The organism is Cohnella sp. GCM10020058 (genome assembly GCF_042683485.1).
Lineage (GTDB): Bacteria > Bacillota > Bacilli > Paenibacillales > Paenibacillaceae > Cohnella.
Genome location: NZ_JBHUJV010000008.1, coordinates 218,576 through 245,420 on the forward strand (window position 1 = coordinate 218,576; position 26,845 = coordinate 245,420).

A 26,845-nucleotide genomic window follows, 5' to 3' on the forward strand; every position below is an offset into this window, starting at 1 on the left:
GGCTATCCTTCTTCATACGCGGACGCGAGGAGAGGAGTCCTGCACATGGCCCAGTCGGCACAATCGGTCAAAAAGCGCAAGATCAAAGGCGACGGCGCATGGGGCTACGCGTTCATCGCGGTCGCGCTCATCGTGTACGCCCTGTTTACGGCCTACCCGGTTTTCAGCGCGTTTCTCATCAGCTTCCAGGAATACAAGCCGCTGGGTTCCACCTACATCGGCTTCGACAATTATACGGCGACCTTCAAGGATGAACTGTTCTGGAAATCGATTAAAAACACGCTTGTCTATACGGTGCTGACCGTCCCGGTCGCCCTGCTGCTGTCCTTTCTCGTGGCGATCATGATCCTCCCGCTGCGCAAGAAGCTTCAGGCCGTGTTCAAGGCGGTGTACTACCTGCCGGTCGTCGCCTCCGGCGTCGCGCTGTCGCTCGTCTGGCTGTGGATCTTCGACCCGATGCCCGGCGGCATTTTTAACCAATTCATCGGCTGGTTCGGCGCGCACAACCAGAACTGGCTCGGCTCGAGCGCCACGGCGATGTTCTCGCTCGTCATCATGGCCTGGCTGTCCAGCCACGGCGCGAGCATCATCATCTACCTGGCCGCGCTGCTCGGCATCGACGACAGCTATTACGAAGCGGCGGAATTGGACGGCGCGTCCTTCCTGCAGAAGCTATGGCATATCGTTATTCCCAGCCTCAAGCCGACGACGCTGTTCCTGCTCGTGACGGCCATCATCGGGTCGTTCCAGGTATTCCAGAACGCGTACCTGATGACCGGCGGCGGACCGGACCATGCGACCACGATGGTCGGCCTGCTCATTTTCGACAATGCCTTCAAGTACTTTGAATTTGGCAAAGCCGCGGCCCAATCTCTGATATTGGCGCTTATCATAGCCCTGGTCTCGCTGTTCCAGTTCAAGTTCCTGGGCAAAGACGTGGACTACTAGGGGAAGGAGGCAACCGCAGATGTCACTATACAATAACCATACCGGCAGCCGGGCGGGCAAGACGGCCCGCAATACCGTGATTGTCGTCCTTCTCCTGCTGTTCGCGCTGGCGACGCTGTTCCCTATCTACTTCATGGTCATCTCCTCGTTCGGAGATCCGGTCGAAGCGGGGGCCGTCAGCTATTCCCTCTGGCCGGGGAAGTTCACGCTGGAGTCGTATTCCTTTTTCTTCAACTATAGCGAGTATTCGTACCGCTGGATTCTCAACTCGACGATCGTGGCCGGAGCCGTGACGATCACCAACGTTTTCTTCGCGACGATGGCGGGCTATGCGTTTTCCAAGCTGCGTTTCAAGGGTAGGGGCGTGCTGTTCTCCATCCTGCTCGCGGCGATGATGATCCCGTACCAGGTGACGCAAGTCCCCCTGTACATTCTGATCGTCAACACGTTCCATATCGAAAATACGTTCAGCGCGCTTATTCTCCCTGGCCTCGTGACGGTGTACAACATTTTCCTCGCCAAGCAGTTCATGAGCAGCATCCCGACCGAGATCATGGAGTCCGCCAAGGTGGAGGGCTGCAGCCAATTCCAGATTTTCTTCCGGATCATCCTGCCATTGTCCAAGACGGTCATGGCCGTCATCGCGATCCTGACGTTCATGGACAGCTGGAACACGTTTTTCTGGCCGTTTCTCGTCACCAACACGATGGATATGCAGACGATCCAGGTCGGCCTCAAGAATTTCCGCTTCGCGAACACGACGTACTTCTCCCCGATGATGGCGGGCGCGACGATCTCGGCGGTGCCGATGTTCATCCTGTTCTTCAGCCTGCAGAAGTACTTCCTCGAGGGCGTCACCGTCGGCGCGGTCAAGGGCTGATATGGCGGGGGAAAAGGAAGGGACATGCGGCGCGGCAACACTTGGGATCGGTGAAGTTACGGACGAGCGGGGCGGGAATACGATAGGAAATCCGGCCGTGGCTGCCGTGCGCTACGCGGTCGGCCTGATGTCCGGCACGTCCGTCGACGGCATCGACGCAGCGGCGGTCGAGATCGTCGGCATGCCGGGCGACGAGCGCATCGGGGTGCGGCTGCTCGCCTTCGAGAACAAGCCGTACCCGGCGGACGTGCGGCGCGAGATCTTCGAGTTGTTCGACCCGGCGCGGGCGACGGTGGACCGGGTGGGCGCGATGAACGTCCGGCTCGGCAGGCTGTACGCGGACGCGGCAATGTCGGTCATCGGCGCGGCGGGCTTGTCGCCCGCGGACGTGTCGGTCGTCGGCTCGCACGGGCAGACGATCTATCACGCGCCCGAGGCCGGCTACACCGTGCAAATCGGCGAAGGCGCCGTCATCGCCGCGCGCACGGGCATTCCGTGCGTGTCGGACTTCCGCCCCGCCGACCTTGCGGTTGGCGGACAGGGCGCGCCGCTCGTTCCGTTCACGGAATATTTGCTCTACCGGGAGCCGGACCGGACGCTGCTTATGCAGAACATCGGCGGCATCGGCAATGTAACCGTTATCCCCGCCGGCTGCGGCCCGAAGGACGTGTATGCCTTCGACACGGGCCCCGGCAACATGCTTATCGACGGCGTCGCGAGTCTCGTGACGGGCGGCGCGCTCGCGATGGACGCGGGCGGCGCGCTGGCGGGACAGGGTAGCGTGAGCGAGGCGCTGCTGGACGAACTTCGGCAGGATTCGTACTACGCGATGCCCGTGCCGAAGTCGACAGGCCGCGAGCGCTTCGGCGCGGACTACGTAGAGCGGATCGTGCGCCGCGGCCGCGAGCTGGGGTTATCGGACGCGGATCTTGCGGCCACGGTGACCAGGCTGACCGCCTGGTCGATCGGCGACGCGTACGACCGGTTTATCGCGGGGCTGCACGCCGCGGACCTGATGATCGTCGGCGGTGGCGGCAGCTACAACCCCGTGCTGATGCGGGATCTCGCCGCCGAGATGGCGGCGCGCGGCGTGGCCGTGGCGACGCAGGAGGAGGTCGGCGGCAGCAGCGATGCCAAGGAGGCGATCGCGTTCGCGCTGCTCGCAGACTACGCGATGGCGCGGCAGCCGGCCAACCTGCCCGCGGCGACGGGCGCGGCGCGACCGGCGGTGCTGGGGAAGATCTCGTACTGAGCGCGTGCGTGCAGTCAGGACATGTGCTGGCTGTAGCCGCGCGCCCGCGAATGGATCGGAGGACGAGCAATACCTGCAAATGTGCAGTTATTTTCCCTTGTACGACCTCCAACCGGGCGATTACCTGCAAATATGCAGTTATTTTCGATATCTTGACCCGAATCGTACCGCCTCGAAGGAAATAACTGCATATTTGCATTTATTTAAATCCGAATATCGTGGAACGCAAAAATACCTGCATAAATGCAGGTATGCGGAGTGAATAGGGCGTGCGGCGGATAGACGATTTGTAATTCGAGATAAGAATGAAGCGCGAAACGGATAAGTGGGGTGCGGGCGAAGCGTGACCGTACGCGCACGCATGGCGCGGCAGCGGGATGATCGCGAGCAAAGCGTGAAGGTGTCTGCACATATGGAGCGACGGCGGACTGCCGAAGGTGAAGCGTGACCGTACGTGCATACATTGCGCGTGCGTCTCCCGCTGCCGCGACCCTAAGTGTTCATGGAAGCGGCTACTTAGATGAAAGAGGTGCGGCGGATGACTCAACTGAAGGTGGCGGCATGGGAGGATCGGTATGCAGACGCGGTCGTGGCGCTTTGGAACGGCTCCGCCGTCCGCGACGGCTACAAGGAGCTGACGCTGGACAGCTTCGCAGAGATTTTTACGTCGAACCGGTACTTCGATCCGGCCTGCACGTTCGTGCTGCTGGAAGACGGCGAGGTTCGCGGATTCTCCTGCGGCTGCACGGGAGACGACCTGCCGCTGGGCGATGCCGCCGGTTATGTCACCTGCATCGTGCTGGCCGAAGCCTCCAGCGCTTCGAACCGCGCGGCGCTGCTCGAAGCGCTGGAGACGCGCTTTCGCACGCTAGGCAAGCGCCAGTCCGAGGTGCTTTTCTTTAACCCGATGCGCCTGCCCTGGTACATCCCGGGCACGCCCGGACACGAGCACAACAACGCGCCGGGCGTACCGGCCGACACGGCGCTTTATCGTTTTCTGCTCGACAACGGCTATGTCGACCGGGCGCATCAGTGCGCCATGTACAGGCCGCTGGCGGACTTCGCGATCCCGGACGACATCCGGGCCAAGGAGGCGAAGGCCGCGGGGGGCGGCTACGCGGTCGAGCTGTTCGATTCGCGCAGGCACGCCGGGTTGGCCGACATGCTGGCCGGTCTAGCCAATCCCGCCTGGGAGCGCGAGATCGCGGCCTGCGCCGCGGACGGCGTGCCCGTCGTCATCGCCGCGGACCGCGAAGGCCGGGCGGCCGGCTTCGCGGGGCCGGTCGTCCGGCAGGATAACGGACGGGGATATTTCGCGGGCATCGGCGTTCATCCGGAGCATGAAGGCCGCGGACTCGGGAGCATTCTGTTCTTCAAGCTGTGCGAGGCGCTGCGCGATGTCGGTGCCGACTACATGTCGCTGTTCACGGGGAGCACCAACCCCGCCATTCGAATCTACGAGAAAGCCGGCTTCACAACGGTACGTCAATTCGCGATCATGCGGAAGGAGCTAACACAATGAGCGACAAGCAGACAATCTTGGCCATCGGGGGCCATGTAGGAGATATGGAGCTGACGGCGGGCGGCGTGCTCGCGAGCCATTCGCTGAAGGGCGACCGCATCGTGACGCTTGCGCTCACGCCAGGCGAACGCGGCGTGCCCGCAGGTCAGGATATGGCGGATTACCGGGCGCAAAAAATTCGGGAGGCGCATGCGTTCGCGGACCTGCTTGGCGGCGAAGCGATCGTATTCGACGACATTGCGGACGGCGAGCTGCCGGACGACGCTGCGATCCGTTGGCGCGTATGCGACGTGATCCGCAAGGTGCGGCCGAGCATCCTCATCACGCATTTCAAGAACAGCATGCACAAAGACCATATGACAACGCACCGGATCGTCAACGACGCACGCTTTTTCGCGGGCCTGCCTTCCATTGAAAGGGAGCTACCGGCGGCCTTCGCGGGCAAACTTTACTATGCGGAAAATTGGGAGGACGCCGTCGACTATCGTCCTTACGTCTACGTGGACTTCGATCAGGCGGCATACGACCTGTGGATCAAGGCGCTGTCGACGCACTGGTTCGTGACCGGCAGCAAATCTTTCCCTTACATGGAGTACTACAAGCACCTGGCTCGCGTACGCGGCATCGAAGCGCGCAAGACGTATGCGGAGACGTTCATGGTCCCCGAAGAGACGCTGCGCCTGCGTCAGTCGGAGCTGTAAGCGATGATCCTGAACGGCGTAGACAACCTCGCGCGCTACGACGGTCTCCTCAAGGGTAAACGCCTCGGTCTGATCACCTCGCCGACCGGCCTGTCGCACGGCTTCAAGTCAACGATCGAACTCCTGCATGAGCGCTACGCGCTGGCGGCGCTGTTCTCGCCCGAGCATGGCGTGCGCGGCGATCAGGATGCCGGCGGGCTGGTGGAGACCTATACCGACGAACGGACGGGCGTGCCGGTATACAGCTTGTACAGACGCGACTCCAAGCGGCTCACGCAGGAGATGCTGGATGCGGTCGACATAGTCGTCTATGACATCCAGGACGTCGGCGTTCGCTATTATACGTTTATCTATACGATGCTCTATGCCTTGGAGGACTGCGCGAAGGCGGGCAAACCGTTCGTCGTGCTGGACAGGATTAATCCGCTGGATGGTGTAACGGTTGAAGGCAATGTGCTGAAAGACGGCTACCGGTCATTCGTCGGCGGTTATCCGCTATGCGTGCGGTACGGGCTGACGGCCGGCGAGGTCGCGACGATGGCGAACGCGCAGCAGAGCTGGGGCGCAGATCTGCACATCGTCCGCTGCGACGGCTGGACGCGCGACATGCTGTTTCCCGACACGGGCCGAATGTGGATCCATCCGTCGATCGGCATCCCCCGGTTCGAAACGGCGCTGCTGTATAGCGGCACCTGCCTCTTCGAAGGGACGAACCTGTCGGAGGGACGGGGGACGACGTTTCCTTTCGAGATGATCGGGGCGCCCTTCATCGACGCGGAACGGCTTGCGGACGAGATGAACGGACTGGCGCTGCCGGGTGTTTTTTTCCGACCCGCTTACTTCAAGCCGTCCTTTTCCAAGCATCAAGGCGCGTTCTGCCGCGGCGTTCAGCTTCATGTTACCGACGTCCGCGCGGTGCGTCCGCTCGAGACCGGCGTGACCTTGTTGTACGCGATCAAGCGGAATTACGAGGCGTTTTCGTTTTTGCCGCCGTTGCGCGAAGGCTCAAGACCGTTCATCGACCTGCTCGGCGGGGACGATGTGTACCGGGCGGAGCGTGCGGAGGCGGACGTGCCCGGATTGCTCGCGCGATTCCGCGAGGAGAGCCGGTCGTTCGGGGAGATGAAGTCGCAGTTCCATCTGTATTGAAACGAAGCCGCGGACAACCGGTATGCTGCGCATGCGCAGCCGCTGGTGGCCGCGTTTCTTTTAGAAGGAGGAATCAATCGATGGCGGACATGGAACCCGTATACCGCAGGCCGCAGTCGCTGCGCGAAAAAATAGGCCAACTGATCGTAACCGGATTTCCCGGGACGTCGGTCACGGAGGAGCTTGAGGCGCTCGTACGGGATTGGAAGATCGGCAACATCATTTTGTTCGCCCACAACGCGGAAAACAAATCGCAGCTCGCGCGGCTGTGCGAAGATTTGCAGAAGCTCGTCGTAGCAGGGACCGGTTGCCCGGCGCTCATCTCGATCGACCAGGAGGGCGGGCGAGTGACGCGATTGCCCCGCGACGCGGTGAACGTCCCGGGCGCGATGGCGATCGCAGCCGCCGGAGATCCGTCGGGGGCGCTGACGGCAGGCCGGATCACGGCGGCGGAGCTGCAGGCGCTCGGCATCAACTTCAATCTGGCGCCGGTGCTCGATATTAACAACAACAAGCGCAACCCCGTCATCAACGTCCGCTCGTACGGCGACACGGCGGAAACGGTGGCGGAGTATGGGGTCCAGATGCTGCGCGGACTCCGGGAGGGCGGCGTGCTGGCGGCGCTTAAGCACTTTCCCGGGCATGGCGATACCGAGGTTGATTCGCATCTGGGCCTGCCGTCGTCCGGCAAGACGCTGGAGGACCTCGAGTCGCTTGAGCTTCTGCCGTTCCGGGCCGCGATCGCGGACGGCGCCGAGGCGGTCATGATCGCGCATATGATGTTCCCAGCGATCGAGACGCGGCGGGTGCCCGCCACGATGTCGTCCGTTATCGTCGGGGACTTGCTGAAGGGCAAGCTGGGCTACGAGGGGCTGGTCGTCTCGGACTGCCTGGAAATGGACGCGGTGAAAAAATACTACGGCACGGCGCAAGGCGCGCTCGGCGCGCTGAAAGCGGGCATCCATCTGCTGTTCGTCAGCCATACGCCGTCGCTGGTCCGCGAGACCGTCGAGGTGATCGAGCAAGCGGTGCAGTCCGGCGAGCTGCCGATAGAGACGCTGGACGCGGCGTTGGACAAAGTGCTGTATTATAAGGGGAAATACGCTTTCGGGGCAGAGGCGCCGGCGCTTTCCGTCGTCGGCTGCGAGACGCACCGCAAGGAAGCCGCGGCGATCAGCGACGCGAGCGTCTGCGTCGTAACGGGAAGACTTGCCATTGTACAGCCGGGAGAGACGCGCACATTGTTCGCCGGCAGTCTCCCTTACCGGACCGATCAGGCTTCGAGCCAGGTCGCGGACGGCCCCGCCTTCCCCGACGCCATGGCGGACCGAATGGGCGGCGGGCGGATGCTCGTCGGCATCGACCCGGACGAGGCGGAGATTGGACGCGTGCTCGGCGAAGCCGAACGCTATGACCGCGTCGTGTACGGGCTGTTCAACGGGAGCGACAATCCCGGCCAGCTTGAGGCCGTGCGCAGGCTGGTCGATGCGGGCAAGCGGGTGACGGCGGTCGCGCTAGGCAAGCCTTACGATCTGGAAGCGCTGGAGGGCGTCGATTGCGGGCTCGCCGCGTTCGAGTACACCGCGCTGTCGCTGGCATCGGTGGCGCGGGTACTGTCCGGCGAGATTGGGCCTGCGGGCCGTCTCGGAAATGTCTGGAGCAGAGCGTAATGAAGAAAGCGGGGAAGCGCGGATGAAATACGCGGCGGGACTGGACGGGGGCGGCACGAAGACGGCCGTCACCGTTCTTGACGAGACAGGGCGCACGGTGCTCGCGTTCGAGTCGGGCGGGATCAATTACAACGGGCGGGACGAAGAAGACATTCGCCGCAGCCTCGGGGAGATGGCGGAGGCGATCGGCGCGGCTTGCGGCGGGCTGGACGCGTGCGCGCAGCTCGTCGTCGGCGCGGCCGGCGTGAGCAATCCGACCGTTCCCGGCCGCTTGATCGCCGCCTTGCGGGAAGCCGGCTACAGGAACGGCGTGCATATCGTCGGCGACCACGAGACCGCGCTTTTCGGTGCACTGGAGCGCGAGCACGGCATGATTCTGATCGCGGGCACGGGGTCGATCTGCTTCGGCCGGAGCGAGGCCGGCCTCGTCCATCGCACGGGCGGCTTCGGTTACCTGATCGACGACGAAGGCAGCGGCTACAGCATCGGCCGCGATCTGCTCGCGGCCGTCGTGCGCGCCCATGACGGTCGCGCCCCGGCGACCGTGCTGACGGAGATGGTCTACGACCGGCTCCGCATCGGATCGGTGGAGGAGATCGTCCGATTCGTCTACGACAAGGGCACCGGCAAGCAGGACATCGCGGCGCTCGCACCGCTGCTCTCGGACGGCTGCGCCGCCGGCGACGAGGCGGCGTTCCGCATCGCGCGGCGCACGGCCGACGAGCTCGTGCAACTGGTGCTGCCCGTCGCCGAGCGGCTGTCGCTGGGCGACGGCGAGCTCGCGATGGCGGGCAGCGTGCTGCTGCGGAGCGCGCATGTGCGCGAAGCGTTTCAAGCGGGACTGCGCGAGCGCTGTCCCGGCATCCGGGCAGTCGCGCCTCGCCGGGACGCCTCGGCCGGCGCGGCGCTGATGGCGCTGCGCATGCTGGCGGACGCAAAGTGAGCGGACGCCCGCCTTGTCATCGGAGATGACGGGGCGGGCGTTTTTTGCTGTACAGGTGGGGGATCGTCTCCATCAGAACCACTTTGGGCGCGTGTCCGGTCATGCGAACTGAAGTCGTCTCCCCGCCAGAACTACTTTAGGCGTGTGTCCCGTTAAATATGCCGATTTCGGTCTTATCTTAACTGCATGTCCAATTATTCACGCCGCGTGAATCCATACGCCCACGAGCAGCGCGGTGGCGCTGCCGAGCAGCATGCCGGCGACGGTGTCGCTCGGGTAGTGGAGGCCGAAGTACACCCGGGACAGTGCGACGCCGGCGCCGATCGGGAGCAGCAGCGGGATCAGCGCGGGGCTTGCGATCATCCAGGGCGTCAGCAGGGCGAAGGCGGCGGTCGTATGGCCCGAGGGGAAGGAGGGATCCTGGAGCGGGCGGGGACCGGTCCGGGCTTGGGGCAATACTTGATAAGGGCGGGACCTGGGGGACAGGCGTTTGGCCAGCGCGACGGGAATATGGCTGATAACGACCGCGGCCAGCGCCTGCCAGCCGGCCGTGCGCCAGATGCCGTCGGCCAGCAGGCCGACGGCGAGGGAGACGCAGAGCGAGAACGTCGCTCCGCCGATCAGCGACAACAGCCGGAACAGCGTAGTCAGCGCTGCCCGGTTCCATCGGATGTTAATATAGAGGAACCAGTTGCTCTCGAAGCGGCTCAACATGCGATAGAACTGTGCCATGGCCTTCTCTCCTTCGGCGCGCGGGCGCGGCTTCATGTGACACCAGTCTAACCGCGAATTGTCATTGGGGTATGAAGTTCCGTCGGCCTTACTGTAAAGGAACAAGCCTGCCGCGATTTGACACTCCGCTGATCCCGCGCTAATGCAGGCGCAGTACGATGGGCGTAAAACGCATCGTCGGAGGAGGAGTCGTCGCATGAACGAGATCCGCCTGGCCTTGTTTACGGACACGTACGCCCCGGAGATCAACGGCGTAGCCAAAACGCTGCAGCGATGGACGGATTATTTGGAGAAAAAGGGAATTTTCTGCAAGGTATTCGCGCCTGCAGGTCCGCGTCGTGCGCCGGGCTACGAGGAGACGGCGGAGCGCCTCGCCAGCCTGCCGTTTTTTTTGTACCCGGCGTGCAGGCTGGCCATGCCAATATCCCCGGCGGCCGAGCGCAGCCTGCTCGCCTTCAAGCCTACGGCCGTACACGTGGCGACCCCGTTCGGAACGGGCCTCACCGGGCGGCGTCTCGCGCTGAAGCACGGCATCCCGCTGATCGCGTCGCATCATACGCATTTCGCGCGCTATTTGCCTTATTACAATCTGACGTGGGCGGGCGCGCTGCTGCGCAGGTATCTGCATTGGTTCCATCGCCCCTGCCGGCGCGTCTTCGTGCCTTCGCCGTCCGTGCTCGAGGAGTGCCGGCGCGACGGTTGGCTGGGCCTTCGCGTATGGAGCCGAGGCATCGACGCCTCGCTCTTCGGCAGAGAGGGAGACCGCACGGGATGGCTGAGCGAGCACGGCCTGCCCGCTTCGAGCTTCCCGGTGCTATGCGCGGGCAGGCTCGCGCCCGAGAAAAACCTGGGCACGGCACTGCGCGCTTTCCGCCGATTCCGAGAGGCGACGGATGCCGACGCCCGTCTGGTCATCGCCGGGGACGGGCCGCAAGAGGCGGAGCTGCGCCGGCTCTCCGAGCAGCTCGGTATCGACGCGCTGTTCCTCGGCGCGGTGTCGCAAGGCGAGCTCCAGCGCTGGATGCAGGCATCCGGCGCGCTGCTGTTCCCGTCGCCGACGGAGACGTTCGGCAATGTCGCGCTGGAGGCGATGGCCTGCGGGTTGCCCGTGATCGCAGCGAACGCAGGGGCGCTGCCGGATCTCGTGAAGGACGGCGAGACCGGCCTGCTCTGCCCGCCGGACGAAGCGGACGCCTTCGCAGCGGCGCTCGCCCGGCTGCACGGGGAGCCCGCGCTGCGGGAGGCGGTCTCGGAGCGGGCGTACGCCTATGCGGGGACGCGCGATTGGGACGGCGTATTCGGCGAGCTGCTCGCGGAGCTGGCGGGCGTCTGCGGAGAAGCGTCAGCGGTATAAAAAGAATTGTCAAAATAACGATTGACCTTCACGCTGCGTCAACGTTTACAGTAAAGTTGTCGGGAGGCGGTCGCATGGAATACACGGTACAGAAGCTGGGCAGGCTGGCGGGCGTGAGCGCCCGGACGCTGCGGTTTTACGACGAGGTCGGGATTCTGAAGCCGGCCAGAATCAGCTCGTCGGGCTACCGGATCTACGGGGCCGCGGAGGTCGACAGGCTGCAGCAGATTTTGTTTTACCGGGAGCTCGGCGTCGGGCTTGACCGGATCAAGGAAATTATGGGCGATCCGGACTACGACGGCGTGCGGGCGCTGCGGCTTCATCGCGAGGAGCTTCTCGAACGAAGGGAACGGCTGGATGCGCTAATTGCGAACGTCGAGCGCACCATCGGCGCCCGTGAAGGAGGAACGGATATGAGCGACGAAGAAAAGTTCGAAGGTTTCAAGGATAAGCTGATCGCGGACAACGAGGCCAAGTACGGCGGGGAGATCCGCGCCAAATATGGCGACGGGACGATCGACCGGTCCAACGCGAAGCTGAGAGGCATGAGTGAGGCGGAGTACGCCGAGATGAACAAGCTGGCGGACGAGATCCACGTCTCGCTGGCCGAAGCGTTCAAGACCGGCGATCCCGAAGGGGAAGCCGCCAGGCGTACGGCGGAGCTGCATAAGCAATGGCTTACTTACTCCTGGAGCAGCTACGCCAAGGAGGCGCACGCCGGGCTCGCACAGATGTACGTCGACGACGAGCGGTTCGCGGCCTATTATGAAAAAGAGCCGGGCATGACGGCGTTTTTGCGAGACGCGATCCTGGCGTATACGCGGCAGTAACGCAACGTGGCATTCCAAAAAAAGGCGGAATTGCGCAGGGGAGCTGCGCGATCCCGCCTTTTGCCGCCTTAACGCAACGTTCCAAGTCCCGCAATCAGGCGCTCTACAAGCCGGTGTACTGGATCGTGGGGTTCCAGAGCGTGCCGTCCGAGGTCAGATTGCTCCGCTTATTGACGATGAAGTAGATATAATCCCCCGCAGAGACGGACACGGCGACGTCGTGAGTGATGCCTGAGAAGTCGTTGTAGGCCAGCGTCGCGGCGCTTCCGACGCTAGGCCATACTTGAGAGCCGTTTTTCATGATCTTCAGGTTGACGCCGTCGCCGGCTCCGCTGCCCGGCTCCTTCTTCGCGATGCCGGAGATGCGGATTTTCCCCGCCTTCGGCGCCAGCCAAGCGCGTACGGAGTCGTTCGCGTCCGGATGCTGCAGGACGCTGCCGACGAGGACATAGGTTTGCGCACCCTTCCAGCGTCCGTTTGCCGCGTCCCAGGTCATATCGCTGTAGGCGGAGCCGTCCCACTGCTTGTAATACCACTGATTCGCGCCCTGAGTCTGGCTGAAGCCGCTCGACGCTTCGTAAAGATCGTATCGAATCGTCGGGTCCCACCAGGTGGCGTCCGTCGATATCGTACCGCCTTTATTGACGACGAAGCGTATCTTGTCGTTCTGGGCGACGCTAACCGTCAGGTTGTGCGCGAAACCGTTCGTGTCCGAAGCGCCGATCGCCTGCCGGCCGCTCGCCGGCCAGATTTGCGTATTGTTTTTCATAATCTTGACCTGCACGCCGTCCCCGCCCAGCGCGTTGTCCGCCTTGCGCGCGACGCCGGAGACATGGATCGTTCCCGCCTTCGGCGCCGTCCATGTCCGCACGGAATCATTGGCGTCGGGATGCTGCCAGCCGCCGCCGACGATCGCGTAAGTTTGCGCGCCATTCCAGCGTCCGTTTGCGGCGTCCCATGTCATATTGCTGTAAGCGGAGCCGTCCCATTGCTCATAGGACCAGCCGTTCGCGCCTTGCGTCTGGCCGTAGCCGCCGGAAGCGGAGTATCGGTCGGCCTGATCGGCCGAGATCGTAATCGAGCGCCGATACAGGTCGTCGTGCTCGTAGTTGCCCCAGGTTTTGCGCGGATACAGAATGGAGAACGCGCCGTCGACCTCGCGGCCGTCGTTGGTCCCGCCTTCGTAATCCACGAAGGTCGAATACGGCTGCATGACCGAGCCCGGAGCCGCGACGTCCAGCGCGGCCTCCATGCTCCAGACGACACCGTCGGAGGAGGAGTAGAGGTTAAGCCGGCTCGATTGATGCGTCTGCACGGTCATCAGATACTTGCCGAGCGCAGTGCTGTATGCAGCGTCCGAGTGCACGTCTTCGTACAGGTAGGTGTTGTCGAGGACGGCGCTGCCGACGCTCGTCACAGCGTTTCCGGTCCAGCTTCCGTTGACGTATTTCGTCCAGGTCGTCGTCTGCAGATTGCGAGCCGCATTCACGACGTCCTGTACGTTCGCCTTGGCTACGGCCACATGTCGCGGATAGCCCATGCCGTCCCCTTCTCCGTAAATGCCGTCGTTGAAGTACACGTAAAACTCGCCGTTGCGGACGATATACGGGACGCCGCCGATGTTGACGCCCGTATTTTTCGGCCGTACGATCTCGCCGCAGTATTCCCATGTCGCGCCGCCGTCGGTCGAGTAGACGATGCCGAGACTGAAGTTCGTAGGCAAGCCCGTCGGCTGCGGCGTCGACCATGCCTCGTTGTGCGTAAAGCCGAGCAGCTCGCCGGGTGCGATCTCGTACATGTTCATAATCCAGATCTTATAGGCGCTGTAGCCGGCGCCGAAGCCGTTTTTATCGATTAAATTGCTGCCGCCCGCCGACACGTAAGTTTGGAACGGAGCGTCCAGCGGACCTTTCAGATGCTGGAGGAACTCGGCATGGTAAAAATGCATCGCGCTCGCGCTCTCCCGCAGCGTGGCGAATGAAGCGTCCATCGTGATCGGCATCTGCGCGTCCGCGTAAAGCAGGTTCGGGCTGCCGACGTTGATCGTGTAAGGCAGATCGGGTCCCGACACGCTCACGTTGTCGAACGCCCAACTGCTCGTGCTCGCCGCAAGACCGGCATACCCGCTGGCGAAGGTCGAATCGGTATAGTCGATACGCGGCGTCGTCTCGTTGTTGACGTACACCTTGATGTTGTGGGCGTTGTTGACGACCTTCAGGTGGCGGTAGGTGCCGAAGGAGAGGCCGGTGGCGGCCGACACGAGCACCTTGTTCACCTTGTACAGCTCGATGGTGCCGTTCGCCCGCACGTACAGCAGCATTCCGCTATCGAACGGACCGTCGTCCTGGCCCATTTTTTTGAACTGCAGGCCCGCCCAGCTCAGATTGCTGCCGCCGTTGTCGAGCAGCTTCAGATCCAGCTCGTAGGTGGCGTCGCCCCAACGCTTGCCGGCGATCGTGGTCCAGTAGGTGCCGTTCGCCGTCGCGCTCTGCACGTACTCGTCTCCTGCGGCGGACCAGGACCCCGACGCGGCTCTCCAGCCGCCTGCGCCGCCGGAGAACGTATCCTTGAGCCCGTTGCCGGCGGCATCCGCCGCTTGCGGTCCTGCCGACAGCGCCAGCCCCGCCGTCAATAGCCATGCCATCAAGCCGTACCATAGCTTTTTTCGCACGTCATTGCCTCCTCGAAATTGTTGTAAGCGTTACCACGAAAAGCTTACACCCGAGGGAGGGAGAACGAAATGGACGAATCTCAGCATGCGGCTTGTAAAATTCGCAGGCTTGCCCGGCGCGTCACCCTCTGCGTCACGCTTAGCGGCACACTTAGCGGGCCCGGGCATACCAAGGCCGAGACGCAGCTAGTCGAAGCGCTGCCCCCGCTTGTACTCCGTAGGCGTCAAGCCGACCCATTGCTTGAACAGCTTGCTGAAATAATACGGATCGGGGTAACCGACCTGCTCCGCGATGTCCTTGAACAGCAGCCGCGGAAACTCGCGAATGAGCCGCTTCGCTTCTTCGATGCGCAGCTCGATCAGGTAATCGCCCGGCGACTTGCCCCGTTTGCTTTTGAACACGAAGCTCAGATAAGAGGGATTCAGGCCGAAGCGCTCCGCGAGGTCCGCGAGCGACAGATAGGAGGTGAAGTTCGCTTTCAGGTATGCCTCGACCTCATCGGGCCATCCGGCACTCTCCTCGTCCGAGCCTTCCTCTTCGCACAGCCGCCCGAATATCCGCGTCAGATGCGCAAGCGCGATCTCCGGCTGCGCCGCCCCCCATATCGCCTGGGCGATCTCATTCTCCATCCGCTCCGGGACGCCATCGGTCCCCGCGGCGCCCGTATGAGGCGCAAGCTCGCGCGCGAGGCGCTGCAGCGTCCTGATCCATGTCGACCGCGTCAGACTGCCGAGCCCGATGTCGCCTATGGCCGCCGTCAGCGCCTGCATAAACTCCGGTTTCCTGCGCTTGCGCACAAAGGCGGCCAAGTGCGACACGGCGGCGGCCGGGAGCTCCGCCCGCAGCGGCTCGCCCACCCCCTCGCCCGGGGAGAGGACGGCGAATGCCGCGCCTGCCATGCGGCTGAGCTGCGGCGCCGCCCGCCGGGCGAGCTGGAGCGCGCCGGGCACGCCGGCGATGCCGCCGCTGCGGAGCGGGATCGCCAGCACGGCGGCCGAGTCGGGGCCGCCCGGGCCGCCAGCCGCCGCCCAGGCGCCGAGCCGCGTCCCGCCAAGCTCGTGCACGCCGAGCAGCAGGATGCACTCGTGCGACGGAGCGGCGAGCGCGTAGCATCGCTCGCCGTCCTGCAACCATGCCTCCGCGGCGTTCCGCAGCTGCGCTGCCGGGAAGTCCCGCTCCAGTTCGGGAGGCAGCCATGCGTACAGCAGCATATAGCTGGCGTGGTAAAAGTACTCCCGTGCATACCGCTCCAGCTCCGCGCCCGCATGGGCGACGGACGAATGCGGCAGCAGCAGTCGCTGCAAAATAAACGACTCGACCAGCGTCTGGTTTTGCAGCAGCCGCCTGCGGAGCGAGACCAGCAGCTCGCCGATCGTAGCCCCGGTAGGCGGCTTCAGCAAGTAGTCGACGACGCCCATGCGGACCGCCATGCGCGCGTACTCGAACTGCTGGTAGCCGGTGAGGATGACGCAGAGCATGTCCGGGTACCGCTCGCGCACGCGTTCGAGCAGCGCTTCTCCGTCCATGACGGGCATGTGCAGGTCGGTGATCAGCACGTGCGGCTGCACGATATCCATCTCCAGCAGCGCCGCCGCGCCGTTGTAGTACTCGCCGACGACCTTGAAGCCGGGGTCGATGGCGACGATTTTCTCCTTGATGCTGCGCAAAATGGGCGGCTCGTCTTCGACGATCACGACGCGGAACATCAGTCGCATTCCTCCTTGCGGACGATGATGACAATCTCGGTGCCCTCGGGCAGTCGGCCGACGTTGAAGCGGACCCGGTCGCCCCAGAACAGCCGGCAGCGCGCCAGCGTATTCTCGATGCCGACATGGCCGAGACCGCGCGAGGTGATCTGCGAGAGCTCGCCGTCCCCGTCCGCGCGAAGCGTCTCGATCCGCCTTCGCACGGCCGCCAGCGTCTCGTCGCCGATGCCGGCGCCGTTGTCCGCGATCGACAGCTCCCAGCAGCCGGGCTCGTCCTGCCTCGCGCGGACCGCGACGGATATATGCCACGGGGGCTCGACCTGCCTGAATGCGTGGGCGAAGCAATTTTCCAGAAACGGCTGCACGATCAGCTTGGGTATCGGCTCTTCGGCCAGAAGCGGGTCAAGCGCGATATCGAACTGCAGCTGGAATTCGTAGCGAAGCTTCATGAGCTCCAAGTAGGCGCGGGCGTTGGCCAGCTCCTCGCGCACGGCGACGGGGGCCGCCGGCGCGACGCTGCTGTAGCGCAGCATCTGCGTGAGCGCATAGCACATCTCCGCGACCTCGCGATCGTCCGCCTCTTCTGCATGCCGGCCGATCGAAGTGAGCGTGTTGTAGAGAAAATGCGGGTTCGTCTGCGCATAGAGCGCCTGAATCTGCGCCGTGCTCTCGCGACTGCGAAGGTCGATGAGCTCGTTCATGGACCGGTGCAGCCGTTGCGTCATCTTCACGAAGGTCTCGTACAAGTCGTTCACCTCGCGGGAGTACGCGAACGCGCGAGGCGCCGGCGTCGCGGGATGGGAGTCCAGCTCTACGCTTCGCACGTACCGCTGCAGACGGAAGATCGGCGACGTGATCGTGCGCGCGATCGCGTAGGAGAGCGCCAGCGCGAGCAGCTCCGCCGCGCCGATGATGACGATGCTGAGCTGATGGAGCCGCTGGATGGGCCTCAGCAGCGCTTCCTTTGGCTGCAGCAGGGCGACATTGAGGCCGGTATACGAGGAACGGGTCAGATTGGCGACGTTCGTCTCTCCGGTATCGAGCCGCCGGATCTCGCTGCCGTCCGCACCGGCTGCGAACGCCCGGCCGTCGAACGGGATGCGCGCGGCGCCATAGGGATAGAAGATGCGCCCGTCGTCATCGTAAATAAAAAGGCTGGCTACGGCGGCGTCTCGCCCCTCGGTCAGCGTCTGCTCGAGCAGCGCATAGGGCTGCTGAACTTCGATCAGCGTATGCGCGTTCAGGCGCCGGGCGACCGAGAAGACCACCTCCGCCGTCGTCTGCCATTCGGTCGGCCGGGGCGGCACGAGCAGCTTTTCGCCGCCGAGCGCCAGCGTATCATCGATCCACGACGCCTGGTGGAAGCGCTCCCGTAAACTTGGATACGTGTCCCAGTTCAAACCGTAATCGATATAGTCGCCGTTCAGGTTGAACACGAGAATGCGCTTGGCCGTCATCTGCGGTCCGTTGAAGTACTCGAGCAGATTCGTCAGCTTCTGCACTTTGACGAAGGCGGCGTAAGAGCTGTCGAAGTCCGGCTCGGGGGGCGAAAAATAGGCGGCGATATCGTTGTTGTACAAAATCTGCGCGGAAATCCGGTCAAGGTCCTTGTACATCCGGTCGATGGACGTGACGAACCTGTACAGCATCTGCTGGGTCGCCTCCCGGTTGCGCAGGTAGATGACGTCCGCCGTCTGCCGATAGTATAAGTAGCTGAGCAATCCGATGATGATGTTGACGCATAGCGTAAACGCCAGAAACAGCTTGACCCGTATGCTCAGCCGGCTTAGCATGACTCCCACCTCTTGCTAGCAGTATAGCACCGACGATCGCGCGGCGGCGCCGATCTAGGAATTTTACAGGCCGCTACCTGCACATTTTCCATTTCCATGACGAGGCGGCTTCATTATCGTTAGGCATACGGCATACTCGCTGCCATCATTCCATTCTGGAGGGTCAACCTATGCATGCAAAACAGATCAAGTCCGGCCTCGCCGCGGCAATGTCCGTACTGACGGCTGCAGCGCTCGCAGCCTGCGGAGGAGGCGAGAGCGGCAGCGGCGCCTCGCCTTCCTCGTCGCCTTCCTCGTCGTCTTCCCCTTCGCCGTCCGCTTCGGCAAGCGCTTCCGCGAAGCCGTCGGAGACGGCCTCCGCCGCCAAGCCGGTGACGCTGTCCGTCATTATGCACGCCGACTGGGCCAAAGGCGGACCTTGGGAAAAAATCATGAAAGGCTACGAGGAGAAAAGCGGCAACAAGGTCGATCTGCAGATCGTATCCGACAACTTCGAGCAGATGGTGTTGACCAAGATCGCGACCGAGGACATCCCCGACGTCCTCTTTTTCTTCAGCCAGAGCAGCGCAATCAAAAAGCTCAATCCGGAAAAAAACCTCGTCGATTTGTCGGGTGAATCTTATATTTCGCGGATCAATCCGACCATTTTGAAATATTACCTGCAGGACGGCGGCAAGGTGTACGGCATTCCGACGAGCGGGATGAACGTGTCGGGCGTCCTCTACAACAAAAAGGTATTTTCCGACCTCGGCCTGTCCGTGCCCCGGACGTACGACGAGCTGCTCGCCGACGCCGAGAAGATCAAAGCTGCGGGCATCACACCCTTCTACGAGGCGGGGAAGGACGGCTGGCCGCTCCAGGTATTCACCTTCAGCGGGTTCGCCAATTTGCTCGCCAAGCAGCCCGACCTGATGGACAAGATCAACGCGCACCAGACGACGTTCGACCAGATTCCCGAGTTCGTGGATATGCTGCAGAAGCAGGCGGATCTCGTGAAAAAGGGCTATGCCAACAAAAATCTGTTCTCCGGCACGTACGACCTGTCGCTCGACGAGCTGGCCACCGGCAAGTCGGCCATGGTCATCAACGCGGACTGGGCGCTGCCCACGCTGCTGGCCAAGTACCCGGACGCGCCGGTCGGCATGTTCCCGCAGCCGTTCGAGGCGGACAGCTACGTCGGCATCAGCGATCCGCAGGCGGCTTTTGCATTCAAAAACTCCAAGAACGTCGAGCAGGCCAAAGACCTGCTTGCCTATATCGCGGAGCCGGAAACGCTCAAAATGTATTATGACGCCGCCAAGACAATGCCGAGCTGGCTCGGCGTGGATGCCGCGTTGAACGGGGGCACGGCCGATCTGCAGCCGGTCGTCGAAGCCGGGCGCGCCGCGCCGTTCTTCAACGGACTGACGGCCGTGTCGGTCGGCGACTATACGAAGGAACTGCAGGCGCTCTACGGCGGCGACAAGACGGCGGCCGAAGTCGCCAAGGCGCTGCAGAAAAACATCGACACCGCCGCCAAAGCGGCGGGTCTCGCGGGCTGGTAAGCGGTTGGGCCCGGCCGGGTGCGCCGGCCGGGCAGGAGGGAGCTGACGCAACATGCACATCAAAAAAATGTACCCCTTGTGGCTGCTGCTGCCCGTGCTGGCCGTATACGGAGCGCTCTACATTTATCCGACGCTGTCGGGCTTCTATTATTCGCTGACGGACTGGAACATCTATAAAGAAAGCATCCGCTTCGTCGGCCTGCAGCAATACCGCGATCTGCTGGCGGCCGGGGACCTCGTCCACGCCGTCCGGCACACGCTCGTCTACGCCGCCATCGTCACCGTCTTCCAGAACGGGCTGGGCCTCGGCCTGGCTCTGATCCTGACGACCAGGGTGCCGGGCCGCAACGCGTTCCGGACGGTCTTTTTCCTGCCCTGCGTGCTCAGCACGCTCGTCATCGGGTATGTCTTCTCCGCCATTTATCGGCCGGAGGGGATTCTGAACGAGCTGCTGCGCTTCGTCGGTCTCGGGTTCGCGACGACGGACTGGCTGGGCAACGCCGACGTGGCGCTGTACGCCATCTCCGTCGCCAACGTCTGGCAGTATGCCGGCTTCGCGATGGCGATCTACATCGCCGGCATCCTGGTCATTCCCAAGGAGCTGATCGAAGCGTCGATCATCGACGGCAGCGGCTACCTGAAGCGCGTGCGCTACGTGATTTTTCCGCTGCTCGCGCCTTCGTTCACCATTAACGTCATTCTGAGCCTGATCGGCTCGCTTAAAGTATTCGAGATCGTGTTCGCGCTGACAAGCGGCGGTCCGGGCGATGCCACGGAGGTCGTCAACACGTATATCTTCGACCGGTTCTCGGACGGCTTGTACGCTTACGGTACGGCGGCCAACGTCTGTCTGTTCCTCGTCATCGCTGTCATCTCCTTCTACGCGCTGCACCTGCTGCGCCGAAGGGAGGTTCAGCTATGAGGATGAGCGGCGCGCTGACCGCGCTCAGGCTGGTCCTGTTGTCGGCGCTCAGCCTCATTGTCGTCGTGCCGCTGCTGTTCATCTTGCTCAGCGCGGTCAAGGACGCGCAGCAGGCGGCGCTCATGCGGCTCGAACTGCCCGACACCTGGCATTGGAGCAACTTCAAGATCGTATTCGAGCAGGGCCGGATGCTGCGGGGACTGACCAACAGCGCGATCGTCACGACCGGCTCCGTCGTATTGTCGGTCTCCCTCGGCGTCATGGGCGCGTTCATCGCGGCCCGGCGGCCCGGGAGGCTGATTACGGTAATCTATACGCTGTTTTTGGCAGGACTGATCGCGCCGCCGTCGATCATCCCGACGGTCAAGCTGATGCAGTCGTTGCAGCTGAACAATCAATTTCTGGGCGTCATCCTGCTGTACGCGGCGCTGCAGACGCCGTTCATTCTGCTCATGATGACCGGCTTCGTCAAGGCGATCCCGCGAGAGATCGACGAGTCCGCCTTCGTCGACGGGGCGAGGGGTTTCGGCCTTTTCATCCGGATCATACTGCCTTTGCTGCTGCCCTCGATCACGACGGCGACCGTATTCGTTTTTCTAGGCGTCTGGAACGACTTTCAATGGCCGCTCTACCTGCTCGGCAGCTCCGACATGTGGACGATCCCGATGTCCGTCTACATGTTCAAGTCGAAGTTCGGCACGGACTGGAATTACGTCTTCGCCGACCTGCTGATCGCGATGGCTCCCGTACTGCTCGTGTACGCCGTCGGTCAGCGGTTTATCATCGAAGAGATGACAGCCGGCGCGATTAAAGGGTGAGGATCGGAAACTGCGAGAAAAGGGCTGCGAGACTGGCGAGGAATGGCGGTTCGTGACCGGGAAGAAGGGAAGACGACAATGGAAACGTTCGCTTTTGAACGCGCCGAGCCCGTCTGGCTGTCGGGGCTCGAAGACACGATGAATGTGACGGCAGGCTTCAGAGCCCGCGTCGTCGCGCCTGTCGGGCGGGGAGCGCGGCTGCGGATCGCCGCCGCGTCGATCTACCGCTGCTACGCGAACGGACGGTTCGTCGGTCACGGTCCGGCGGCTGCGCCTCACGGGTACTGCCGCGTCGACGAATGGGAGCTTCCGGGAGACGGGACGGAGGAAGAGACGATCGTGGCGATCGAGGTCGCCGGCTATAACGTAAACAGCTTCTATACGCTGGCGGAGACTTCTTTCCTGCAGGCGGAGCTGCTGACATCGGCCGGCCGCCCGCTCTGCTGGACGGGAGCGGACGGCGAGCGGGGCTTCGAGGCCGGCGAGCTGCGGGAGCGGCTGCGCCGGACGCAGCGGTACAGCTTCCAGCGGGCCTTCACGGAGGCATACCGGCTGGAGGCAGACGCGGCGGACTGGCGATTCTCGGCGGCCGCCGTCCCGGGTGCAAGGGCGGACTGGGCGCGCGTATCAGGCCGACTGGCGCTGACAAGGGGCGTACCGCTGCCGGCTTTTCCAACGCTGCGGCCGCTCCGCGTTTGCGAATTCGGCGCCGTGGCGCATCGCCTGCCGCCCGACGGCTACCGCAAGGACCGGTCGCTGACGGGCGTCGGCCCGCTCTACCTCGGCTATCCCGAGACCGAGCTGGAGACCGTCCCGTCGTTGCTGCTGCAGGAGGCCGTCACGACCGACAGGCGCGCCATCGATGAGCCCTATTTGCCAGGCTCCGCGCTGTCGATCGAAGCGCGGAGCTACCGCATCGTGGACTTCGGCCGCGTCGCCGCAGGCTTCATTCGGGCCGAGGTCGTCTGCCCGGCATCGGCGCGATTGTATCTGCTGTTCGACGAGGTGCTGAGCGGCGGCGAGGTCGACTTCCTGCGGCTCGATGCCGTCAATGCCGTCGCCTATGAGCTGGGACCGGGCATCCACCGGCTCGAGACGATGGAGCCGTACTCGCTCCGTTATCTGAAGCTGCTCGTATGGGAGGGGGCGGCCGATATCCGCGGCATCGCCGTCCGGGAATACGTGTGCGGCGATGTCGTCCGGGGCTCGTTCGCGAGCGGCGACCCGGCGCTCGACGCGATCGTCGCGGCAGGCATCGAGACCTACAGGCAGAATGCGGTCGACATCTTCATGGACTGCCCGTCGCGCGAGCGCGCGGGCTGGCTGTGCGACAGCTTTTTTATGGCGCGCACGGCGGCGGCGCTGAGCGGCAAAACCCTATACGAACGGTTGTTTCTTGAAAATTACGCGCTGCCCGAACGCTTCGCCCATCTCCCCGAAGGCATGGTGCCGATGTGTTATCCGGCAGACCACTTCGACGGCAATTTTATTCCGAACTGGGGGCTATGGTTCGTCCTTCAGCTGGACGAATACGCCGCCCGCAGCGGCGATGCGGACATGCTGGCGCGCCTGAGGCCGCGCGTCGAGTCGCTGATGCGCTACTTCGAGCCTTTCCGCAACGGGGACGGACTGCTGGAGCGGCTGGACGGCTGGATCTTCGTCGACTGGTCGCCGGCGCGCGAGTGGGTGCAGGACGTGAGCTATCCGACCAACATGCTGTATGCGGCGGCGCTCGAGGCGGCGGGCCGGCTGTACGGCTCCGACGACTGGCTGCGGCAGGCCGAAGCGGTGAGGATCGCGGTGCGGTCCCAATCTTTTACGGGCGAATTCTTCGCGGATCATGCCGTGCGTACCGCGGAAGGCTTGCGGATCGAGACCGGCCACGTGTCGGAAGCGTGCCAGTACTACGCCTTTTGCTTCGGCATCGCGGAGCCTGATACCTACCCGGAGCTGTGGCGCAAGCTAGTGAACCGTCTTGGACCGCGCCGCCGCGGCATCGGGAGCGGCCGCGCGCCGGGCGTCGCGCCGACGAACCAGCTTATCGGCAACATGCTGCGCCTCGAGGCGCTGTCCGCCGCGGGTCGGGCCGACGTCATCGCGGCCGACCTGCCCGCCCTGCTGGGCGAGATGGCGAGCGCCACCGGCACGCTGTGGGAGCAGGACGAGCCGATCGCCAGCTGCAGCCACGGCTTCGTCAGCCACGTCGTCCATGTCGCGTATCGCGACCTGCTCGGCTTCCGCCGCGTCGACCCGCTGCGCCGGACGGTCGTGCTTCGTCCCGGCGCGTCGGGGCTGTCGTCCTGCGCGGGCGTGCTGCCTGTCGGCGGCGACCTGCTGGCGTTGTCCTGGCGCTATGCCGACGGGAAGCTGCACATCGAGACGGACATCCCGGACGATTATGAGGTCGCGCTAGAGATCGACGGGCCTTACGCATGGAAACGGAAGGAGCGGCCGAGATGACGGAGGAGCAAGCATGGCGCAGTCCGGAGCGGTTCGGCATGCAAGTCGTCTGCTATGGCGGGGAAAAACGCTTCTGGGCGATCGAATATACGGACAGCATGGAAACAGGCTGGGCATTCGGCAGTCCGGCGTTCGAGCTGGAAGGGCGGATGGTGTCCGGCGCGCTCGCCTCTGTCTCGGAGACTGTGCCGAGCCGGACGCTGACATGCGGCGTCACCGAATACCGGGTGGGCGGACCGCTGCGCGACGCGCCGGGGACCGAGCTGCATTGGATCGTGCGCGTGGCGGACGGCGGCAATCCCGTCGTCCGCTTCCGTTATGAGCTGGCGTCGCGGGACGGCGCGCGTTTAACGAAACGGACAGGGAGCGACCGGCTGCGCTACGTCTCGGCCTCGCTCGACGGCTGCGACCTTACGGTCGAGCGGCGGCTGTCCGAATTCGTGGAACCGGTGCACAGCTATTGCCCGACCGAGCGCGTGGCGGACGAGCTGCATTTCAGAAGGGGAGAGACGTTGATGGGGCCGCTGCTGACCGCGGGGGCCGGGAGCCGTCAGCTGCTGCTCGCTTACGAGCACGGTTCCCAGTACCCGGACGCCTTCATTCATTACCGGCTCCGGCCGGATCGGACGGTCGAGCTGGAGGCGGTCAAGGGCAATTATCTGGACGGCAGCGCCCCGACGCCGGAGCGGCCCTATCGCACGGTATGGATGCAAGCGGCTGCGATCGAAGGAGACGACGACGCGCTCGCCTCACATTACCGGCACTTCGCCCTGCGCCACTGGTCGGAAAACGCGGAGAGCCGCCGGCCCTATATTTTCTACAACACGTGGAACTATCAAGAGCGAGTCCGCAACGAGCGGGGCGGCAAGTATCTGGACCCGATGCGCCTCCAGCGGACGCTGCTCGATATCGACGCCGCGCACGAGCTGGGCGTGGAAGTATACGTCCTCGATACGGGCTGGTACGGCCGGACCGGCGACTGGCGAGCGGATTCGCAGCGCTTTCCCGACGATCTGCGCGAGGTCAGGGCGCGGCTTGACGGCTACGGCATGAAGCTCGGGCTGTGGTTCAACCCGACGGTGGCCGCGCTCGGCAGCGAGATGCTCGCCGCCCACCGGGACTGCGTCATGTCGGAGGAAGGCCGTGAGGCGGAGCCGGCCGAAGTGTGGGAGACGGAGGCGAGCGTGCCGCTTTGCCTCGCGAGCCGGTATGCGGACGCGTTCGCCGGAGAGCTGATCCGACTGGCCCGGGATTACGGCGTCCGGTATTTCAAGTGGGACGCGATCGCGCAGTACGGCTGCGACGCGCCCGGGCACGATCACGGCGACGCGGGACATACCCGCCTGGAACGGCGGGAGAGCTACGCGTTCCAGCAGGTGCAGGCGATGGCGCGCATTGTCGATCGGCTGTGCGCGGCATGCCCGCAGGCGATCGTGGACTTCGACGTGACCGAGGGCGGGCGCGCGATGGGGCTGGCATTCCTGGGCTCCGGCAAGTATTTTCTGGTGAACAACGGTCCGTATTACTTTAATTACGATGTGCCGATCGACCGGGAGCGGGACAACTGGAACCTGTTTTTTCATCCCGGTCCCGCGCGAGGCTGGATCTGCCGTCGTCCGCTCGCCTACGATCGCTGGCTGCCGTCGACGCTTTTCCTCGCGCATTATTTGCCGGATGCGCCGCGAGACAACCAGCTGATCTCCCTTGCCTCGCTCATGCTCGGCCATAACGGCCTGTGGGGCGATCTGCCTGCGCTGTCGCGAGCGGACCGCGATTTTATACGCGAGACGCTGGACCGCTACAAGCAAGTACGCGACGATATTGCGGACAGCGATCCGGTCCGCGAGGGGGAGATCGGCGGGGCGGCGGAAGTGCACGAAAAGCTGTCCGCCATGAACGGCCGCGGCCTCGTCGCGCTTTTTACCGCCACGCCGGGAAGCTATACTTACGCCACCAAGGGCAAGCCGGCGCGGCCCGTCTGGCACTCCGAGCGGGTGCGCGTCGTGTGGGACGCGTCCGGCCGCGCGGTCATCGAGGCCGAATTCTCCTCGTCCTCCGCGGCGATCGTCTTGTTCGGCGCGCAGTAGCGCCTTCCCCGGATACGGCAAAAAAACAGCCTTTCTGCCTAAGCGCGCCAGGGCGAACGAGTTCCGTTCGCTCTGGCGCGACTTAAGAAGGAGGGCTGTTTTCGCTTTGCGCGAATTCAGGCGATGGGGCCGTGCGCCCCGCAAGGTTCAGGACCGGCGCGGAGCGCCGTCCAAATATTTCTCCGTCAACACCGTAAGCAATTCGATGCCGACCTGATTGTGCCCGCCTTCGGGCAGGATCAGATCGGCATACTTCTTGGACGGCTCGATGAACGCCTCGTGCATCGGCTTGACCGTCTCCATATATTGGCGGTACACCGACTGGATCGTCCGCCCGCGCTCCTCGATGTCGCGCACGACCCGGCGCAGGATCCGCACGTCGGGATCGGTGTCGACGAATACTTTGATGTCGAGCAGCTGGCGCAGCTTTTCCTCGTACAGCACATGAAGCCCTTCGAGAATGACGATGGGATTGGGGAACAGCGCCTCCCGTTCGTCGGCGGATCTGCCATAGATGCCGAAGTCGTACACCGGCGCATACGCGGTCCGTCCCGCCTTCAGCATGCCCAGGTGCTCGACGAGCAGGTCGTTGTCGAACATGAGCGGATGATCGTAATTCATCCTGGCGCGCTCTTCCATGCTCAAGTGCGGATAGTCCATATAGTAACTGTCCTGTGAAATAAACGTGACTTTGCCGGCGCCCAGACGCTCGATGACGGAACGCGCGACCGTCGTCTTGCCGGAGCCCGTGCCTCCGGCGATGCCGATAATCAGCATAATGCGATCAACCTTCCCGCTTGCCCCGATTGATGGGCTTTTGTTCATTTCAGTATTGTAGCATAGGCGGACAGCTTGCCGCAGC

At 63.6% G+C, this 26,845-nt stretch carries 20 protein-coding genes; 15 read left to right on the top strand and 5 right to left on the bottom strand.

The genetic code is table 11. The annotated features are described in order from the left end of the window. Positions 1 to 45 precede the first annotated feature (45 nt). The 8 genes from ACFSR7_RS13460 to ACFSR7_RS13495 all read left to right on the top strand — a co-directional run bounded on the left by ACFSR7_RS13460 (position 46) and on the right by ACFSR7_RS13495 (position 9,065). On the top strand, positions 46 to 948 hold the full coding sequence (locus tag ACFSR7_RS13460) for a carbohydrate ABC transporter permease (RefSeq protein ID WP_378162286.1): 903 nt from the start codon (positions 46 to 48) through the stop codon (positions 946 to 948). A gap of 19 nt (positions 949 to 967) precedes the next feature. Continuing rightward, positions 968 to 1,828 carry a carbohydrate ABC transporter permease gene (locus tag ACFSR7_RS13465; RefSeq protein ID WP_378162288.1) on the top strand — a complete coding sequence of 287 codons (861 nt, stop codon included), beginning with the start codon at positions 968 to 970 and terminating at the stop codon, positions 1,826 to 1,828. 1 nt (position 1,829) lies between these two features. Beyond that, positions 1,830 to 3,080 (top strand): anhydro-N-acetylmuramic acid kinase, encoded by a 1,251-nt coding sequence (locus ACFSR7_RS13470; RefSeq protein WP_378162290.1) that lies wholly within the window; start codon positions 1,830 to 1,832, stop codon positions 3,078 to 3,080. Positions 3,081 to 3,618: 538 nt separating this feature from the next. Continuing rightward, positions 3,619 to 4,602, top strand: a complete 984-nt coding sequence (locus ACFSR7_RS13475; protein WP_378162292.1) for a GNAT family N-acetyltransferase — start codon at positions 3,619 to 3,621, stop codon at positions 4,600 to 4,602. Further along, the gene (locus tag ACFSR7_RS13480; protein ID WP_378162296.1) at positions 4,599 to 5,303 is read left to right on the top strand and encodes a PIG-L deacetylase family protein; all 705 of its coding nucleotides are present in this window, start codon (positions 4,599 to 4,601) and stop codon (positions 5,301 to 5,303) included. The genes ACFSR7_RS13475 and ACFSR7_RS13480 overlap by 4 nt, the downstream gene beginning before the upstream one ends. 3 nt (positions 5,304 to 5,306) lie before the next feature. Then, complete coding sequence (locus tag ACFSR7_RS13485) at positions 5,307 to 6,452, top strand: exo-beta-N-acetylmuramidase NamZ family protein (protein WP_378162298.1); 1,146 nt, start codon at positions 5,307 to 5,309, stop codon at positions 6,450 to 6,452. 80 nt (positions 6,453 to 6,532) lie between these two features. Then, positions 6,533 to 8,122, top strand: a complete 1,590-nt coding sequence (locus tag ACFSR7_RS13490) for a glycoside hydrolase family 3 protein (RefSeq protein WP_378162300.1) — start codon at positions 6,533 to 6,535, stop codon at positions 8,120 to 8,122. A gap of 22 nt (positions 8,123 to 8,144) precedes the next feature. Then, positions 8,145 to 9,065, top strand: a complete 921-nt coding sequence (locus tag ACFSR7_RS13495; protein WP_378162301.1) for an N-acetylglucosamine kinase — start codon at positions 8,145 to 8,147, stop codon at positions 9,063 to 9,065. A gap of 198 nt (positions 9,066 to 9,263) precedes the next feature. On the opposite strand, the gene ACFSR7_RS13500 is transcribed toward ACFSR7_RS13495, so the two are convergent. Beyond that, positions 9,264 to 9,797 carry a phosphatase PAP2 family protein gene (locus ACFSR7_RS13500; protein WP_378162303.1) on the bottom strand — a complete coding sequence of 178 codons (534 nt, stop codon included), beginning with the start codon at positions 9,795 to 9,797 and terminating at the stop codon, positions 9,264 to 9,266. Positions 9,798 to 9,993: 196 nt separating this feature from the next. Between ACFSR7_RS13500 and ACFSR7_RS13505 the strand changes: the two genes are divergently transcribed. Together ACFSR7_RS13505 and ACFSR7_RS13510 are read left to right on the top strand one after the other, a co-directional pair. Further along, a complete protein-coding gene (locus ACFSR7_RS13505; RefSeq protein WP_378162305.1) occupies positions 9,994 to 11,151 on the top strand; it encodes a glycosyltransferase family 4 protein in 1,158 nt (385 codons plus the stop codon). Between the two features lie 74 nt (positions 11,152 to 11,225). Next, a complete protein-coding gene (locus tag ACFSR7_RS13510; protein ID WP_378162307.1) occupies positions 11,226 to 11,981 on the top strand; it encodes a MerR family transcriptional regulator in 756 nt (251 codons plus the stop codon). 103 nt (positions 11,982 to 12,084) lie between these two features. On the opposite strand, the gene ACFSR7_RS13515 is transcribed toward ACFSR7_RS13510, so the two are convergent. From ACFSR7_RS13515 to ACFSR7_RS13525, 3 genes are all read right to left on the bottom strand, one after another. Next, complete coding sequence (locus ACFSR7_RS13515) at positions 12,085 to 14,652, bottom strand: glycoside hydrolase family 183 protein (RefSeq protein ID WP_378162309.1); 2,568 nt, start codon at positions 14,650 to 14,652, stop codon at positions 12,085 to 12,087. A gap of 186 nt (positions 14,653 to 14,838) precedes the next feature. Next, positions 14,839 to 16,359, bottom strand: coding sequence for a response regulator transcription factor (locus ACFSR7_RS13520; RefSeq protein ID WP_378162311.1), 1,521 nt, complete (start codon positions 16,357 to 16,359; stop codon positions 14,839 to 14,841). Further along, positions 16,359 to 18,152: a sensor histidine kinase gene (locus ACFSR7_RS13525; RefSeq protein WP_378162313.1), complete on the bottom strand. Its 1,794-nt coding sequence runs from the start codon at positions 18,150 to 18,152 to the stop codon at positions 16,359 to 16,361. The genes ACFSR7_RS13520 and ACFSR7_RS13525 overlap by 1 nt, the downstream gene beginning before the upstream one ends. Positions 18,153 to 18,322: 170 nt before the next feature. Between ACFSR7_RS13525 and ACFSR7_RS13530 the strand changes: the two genes are divergently transcribed. The 5 genes from ACFSR7_RS13530 (at position 18,323) to ACFSR7_RS13550 (ending at position 25,983) form a co-directional block, all read left to right on the top strand. Then, entirely contained in the window at positions 18,323 to 19,696 is a 1,374-nt protein-coding gene (locus ACFSR7_RS13530; RefSeq protein WP_378162315.1) for an ABC transporter substrate-binding protein, read from the top strand. 52 nt (positions 19,697 to 19,748) lie between these two features. Further along, positions 19,749 to 20,618 carry a carbohydrate ABC transporter permease gene (locus ACFSR7_RS13535; RefSeq protein WP_282911342.1) on the top strand — a complete coding sequence of 290 codons (870 nt, stop codon included), beginning with the start codon at positions 19,749 to 19,751 and terminating at the stop codon, positions 20,616 to 20,618. Then, positions 20,615 to 21,436 (top strand): carbohydrate ABC transporter permease, encoded by an 822-nt coding sequence (locus ACFSR7_RS13540; RefSeq protein WP_378162317.1) that lies wholly within the window; start codon positions 20,615 to 20,617, stop codon positions 21,434 to 21,436. The genes ACFSR7_RS13535 and ACFSR7_RS13540 overlap by 4 nt, the downstream gene beginning before the upstream one ends. A 78-nt stretch (positions 21,437 to 21,514) precedes the next feature. After that, positions 21,515 to 23,896 carry an alpha-L-rhamnosidase-related protein gene (locus tag ACFSR7_RS13545; RefSeq protein ID WP_378162319.1) on the top strand — a complete coding sequence of 794 codons (2,382 nt, stop codon included), beginning with the start codon at positions 21,515 to 21,517 and terminating at the stop codon, positions 23,894 to 23,896. Further along, entirely contained in the window at positions 23,869 to 25,983 is a 2,115-nt protein-coding gene (locus ACFSR7_RS13550) for an alpha-galactosidase (protein WP_378162321.1), read from the top strand. Before ACFSR7_RS13545 ends, ACFSR7_RS13550 begins: the two co-directional genes overlap by 28 nt. A gap of 147 nt (positions 25,984 to 26,130) precedes the next feature. Here ACFSR7_RS13550 and udk read toward each other — a convergent pair whose 3' ends face one another. Further along, positions 26,131 to 26,760 carry a uridine kinase gene (gene udk, locus ACFSR7_RS13555; protein WP_378162323.1) on the bottom strand — a complete coding sequence of 210 codons (630 nt, stop codon included), beginning with the start codon at positions 26,758 to 26,760 and terminating at the stop codon, positions 26,131 to 26,133. Positions 26,761 to 26,845: the final 85 nt, after the last annotated feature.

Coding starts and splice junctions, on each gene's coding strand:
- ACFSR7_RS13460 (WP_378162286.1), top strand. CDS start 46: ATGGCCCAGTCGGCACAATCGGTCAAAAAGCGCAAGATCAAAGGCGAC.
- ACFSR7_RS13465 (WP_378162288.1), top strand. CDS start 968: ATGTCACTATACAATAACCATACCGGCAGCCGGGCGGGCAAGACGGCC.
- ACFSR7_RS13470 (WP_378162290.1), top strand. CDS start 1,830: ATGGCGGGGGAAAAGGAAGGGACATGCGGCGCGGCAACACTTGGGATC.
- ACFSR7_RS13475 (WP_378162292.1), top strand. CDS start 3,619: ATGACTCAACTGAAGGTGGCGGCATGGGAGGATCGGTATGCAGACGCG.
- ACFSR7_RS13480 (WP_378162296.1), top strand. CDS start 4,599: ATGAGCGACAAGCAGACAATCTTGGCCATCGGGGGCCATGTAGGAGAT.
- ACFSR7_RS13485 (WP_378162298.1), top strand. CDS start 5,307: ATGATCCTGAACGGCGTAGACAACCTCGCGCGCTACGACGGTCTCCTC.
- ACFSR7_RS13490 (WP_378162300.1), top strand. CDS start 6,533: ATGGCGGACATGGAACCCGTATACCGCAGGCCGCAGTCGCTGCGCGAA.
- ACFSR7_RS13495 (WP_378162301.1), top strand. CDS start 8,145: ATGAAATACGCGGCGGGACTGGACGGGGGCGGCACGAAGACGGCCGTC.
- ACFSR7_RS13500 (WP_378162303.1), bottom strand. CDS start 9,797: ATGGCACAGTTCTATCGCATGTTGAGCCGCTTCGAGAGCAACTGGTTC.
- ACFSR7_RS13505 (WP_378162305.1), top strand. CDS start 9,994: ATGAACGAGATCCGCCTGGCCTTGTTTACGGACACGTACGCCCCGGAG.
- ACFSR7_RS13510 (WP_378162307.1), top strand. CDS start 11,226: ATGGAATACACGGTACAGAAGCTGGGCAGGCTGGCGGGCGTGAGCGCC.
- ACFSR7_RS13520 (WP_378162311.1), bottom strand. CDS start 16,359: ATGTTCCGCGTCGTGATCGTCGAAGACGAGCCGCCCATTTTGCGCAGC.
- ACFSR7_RS13525 (WP_378162313.1), bottom strand. CDS start 18,152: ATGCTAAGCCGGCTGAGCATACGGGTCAAGCTGTTTCTGGCGTTTACG.
- ACFSR7_RS13530 (WP_378162315.1), top strand. CDS start 18,323: ATGCATGCAAAACAGATCAAGTCCGGCCTCGCCGCGGCAATGTCCGTA.
- ACFSR7_RS13535 (WP_282911342.1), top strand. CDS start 19,749: ATGCACATCAAAAAAATGTACCCCTTGTGGCTGCTGCTGCCCGTGCTG.
- ACFSR7_RS13540 (WP_378162317.1), top strand. CDS start 20,615: ATGAGGATGAGCGGCGCGCTGACCGCGCTCAGGCTGGTCCTGTTGTCG.
- ACFSR7_RS13545 (WP_378162319.1), top strand. CDS start 21,515: ATGGAAACGTTCGCTTTTGAACGCGCCGAGCCCGTCTGGCTGTCGGGG.
- ACFSR7_RS13550 (WP_378162321.1), top strand. CDS start 23,869: ATGGAAACGGAAGGAGCGGCCGAGATGACGGAGGAGCAAGCATGGCGC.
- udk (WP_378162323.1), bottom strand. CDS start 26,760: ATGCTGATTATCGGCATCGCCGGAGGCACGGGCTCCGGCAAGACGACG.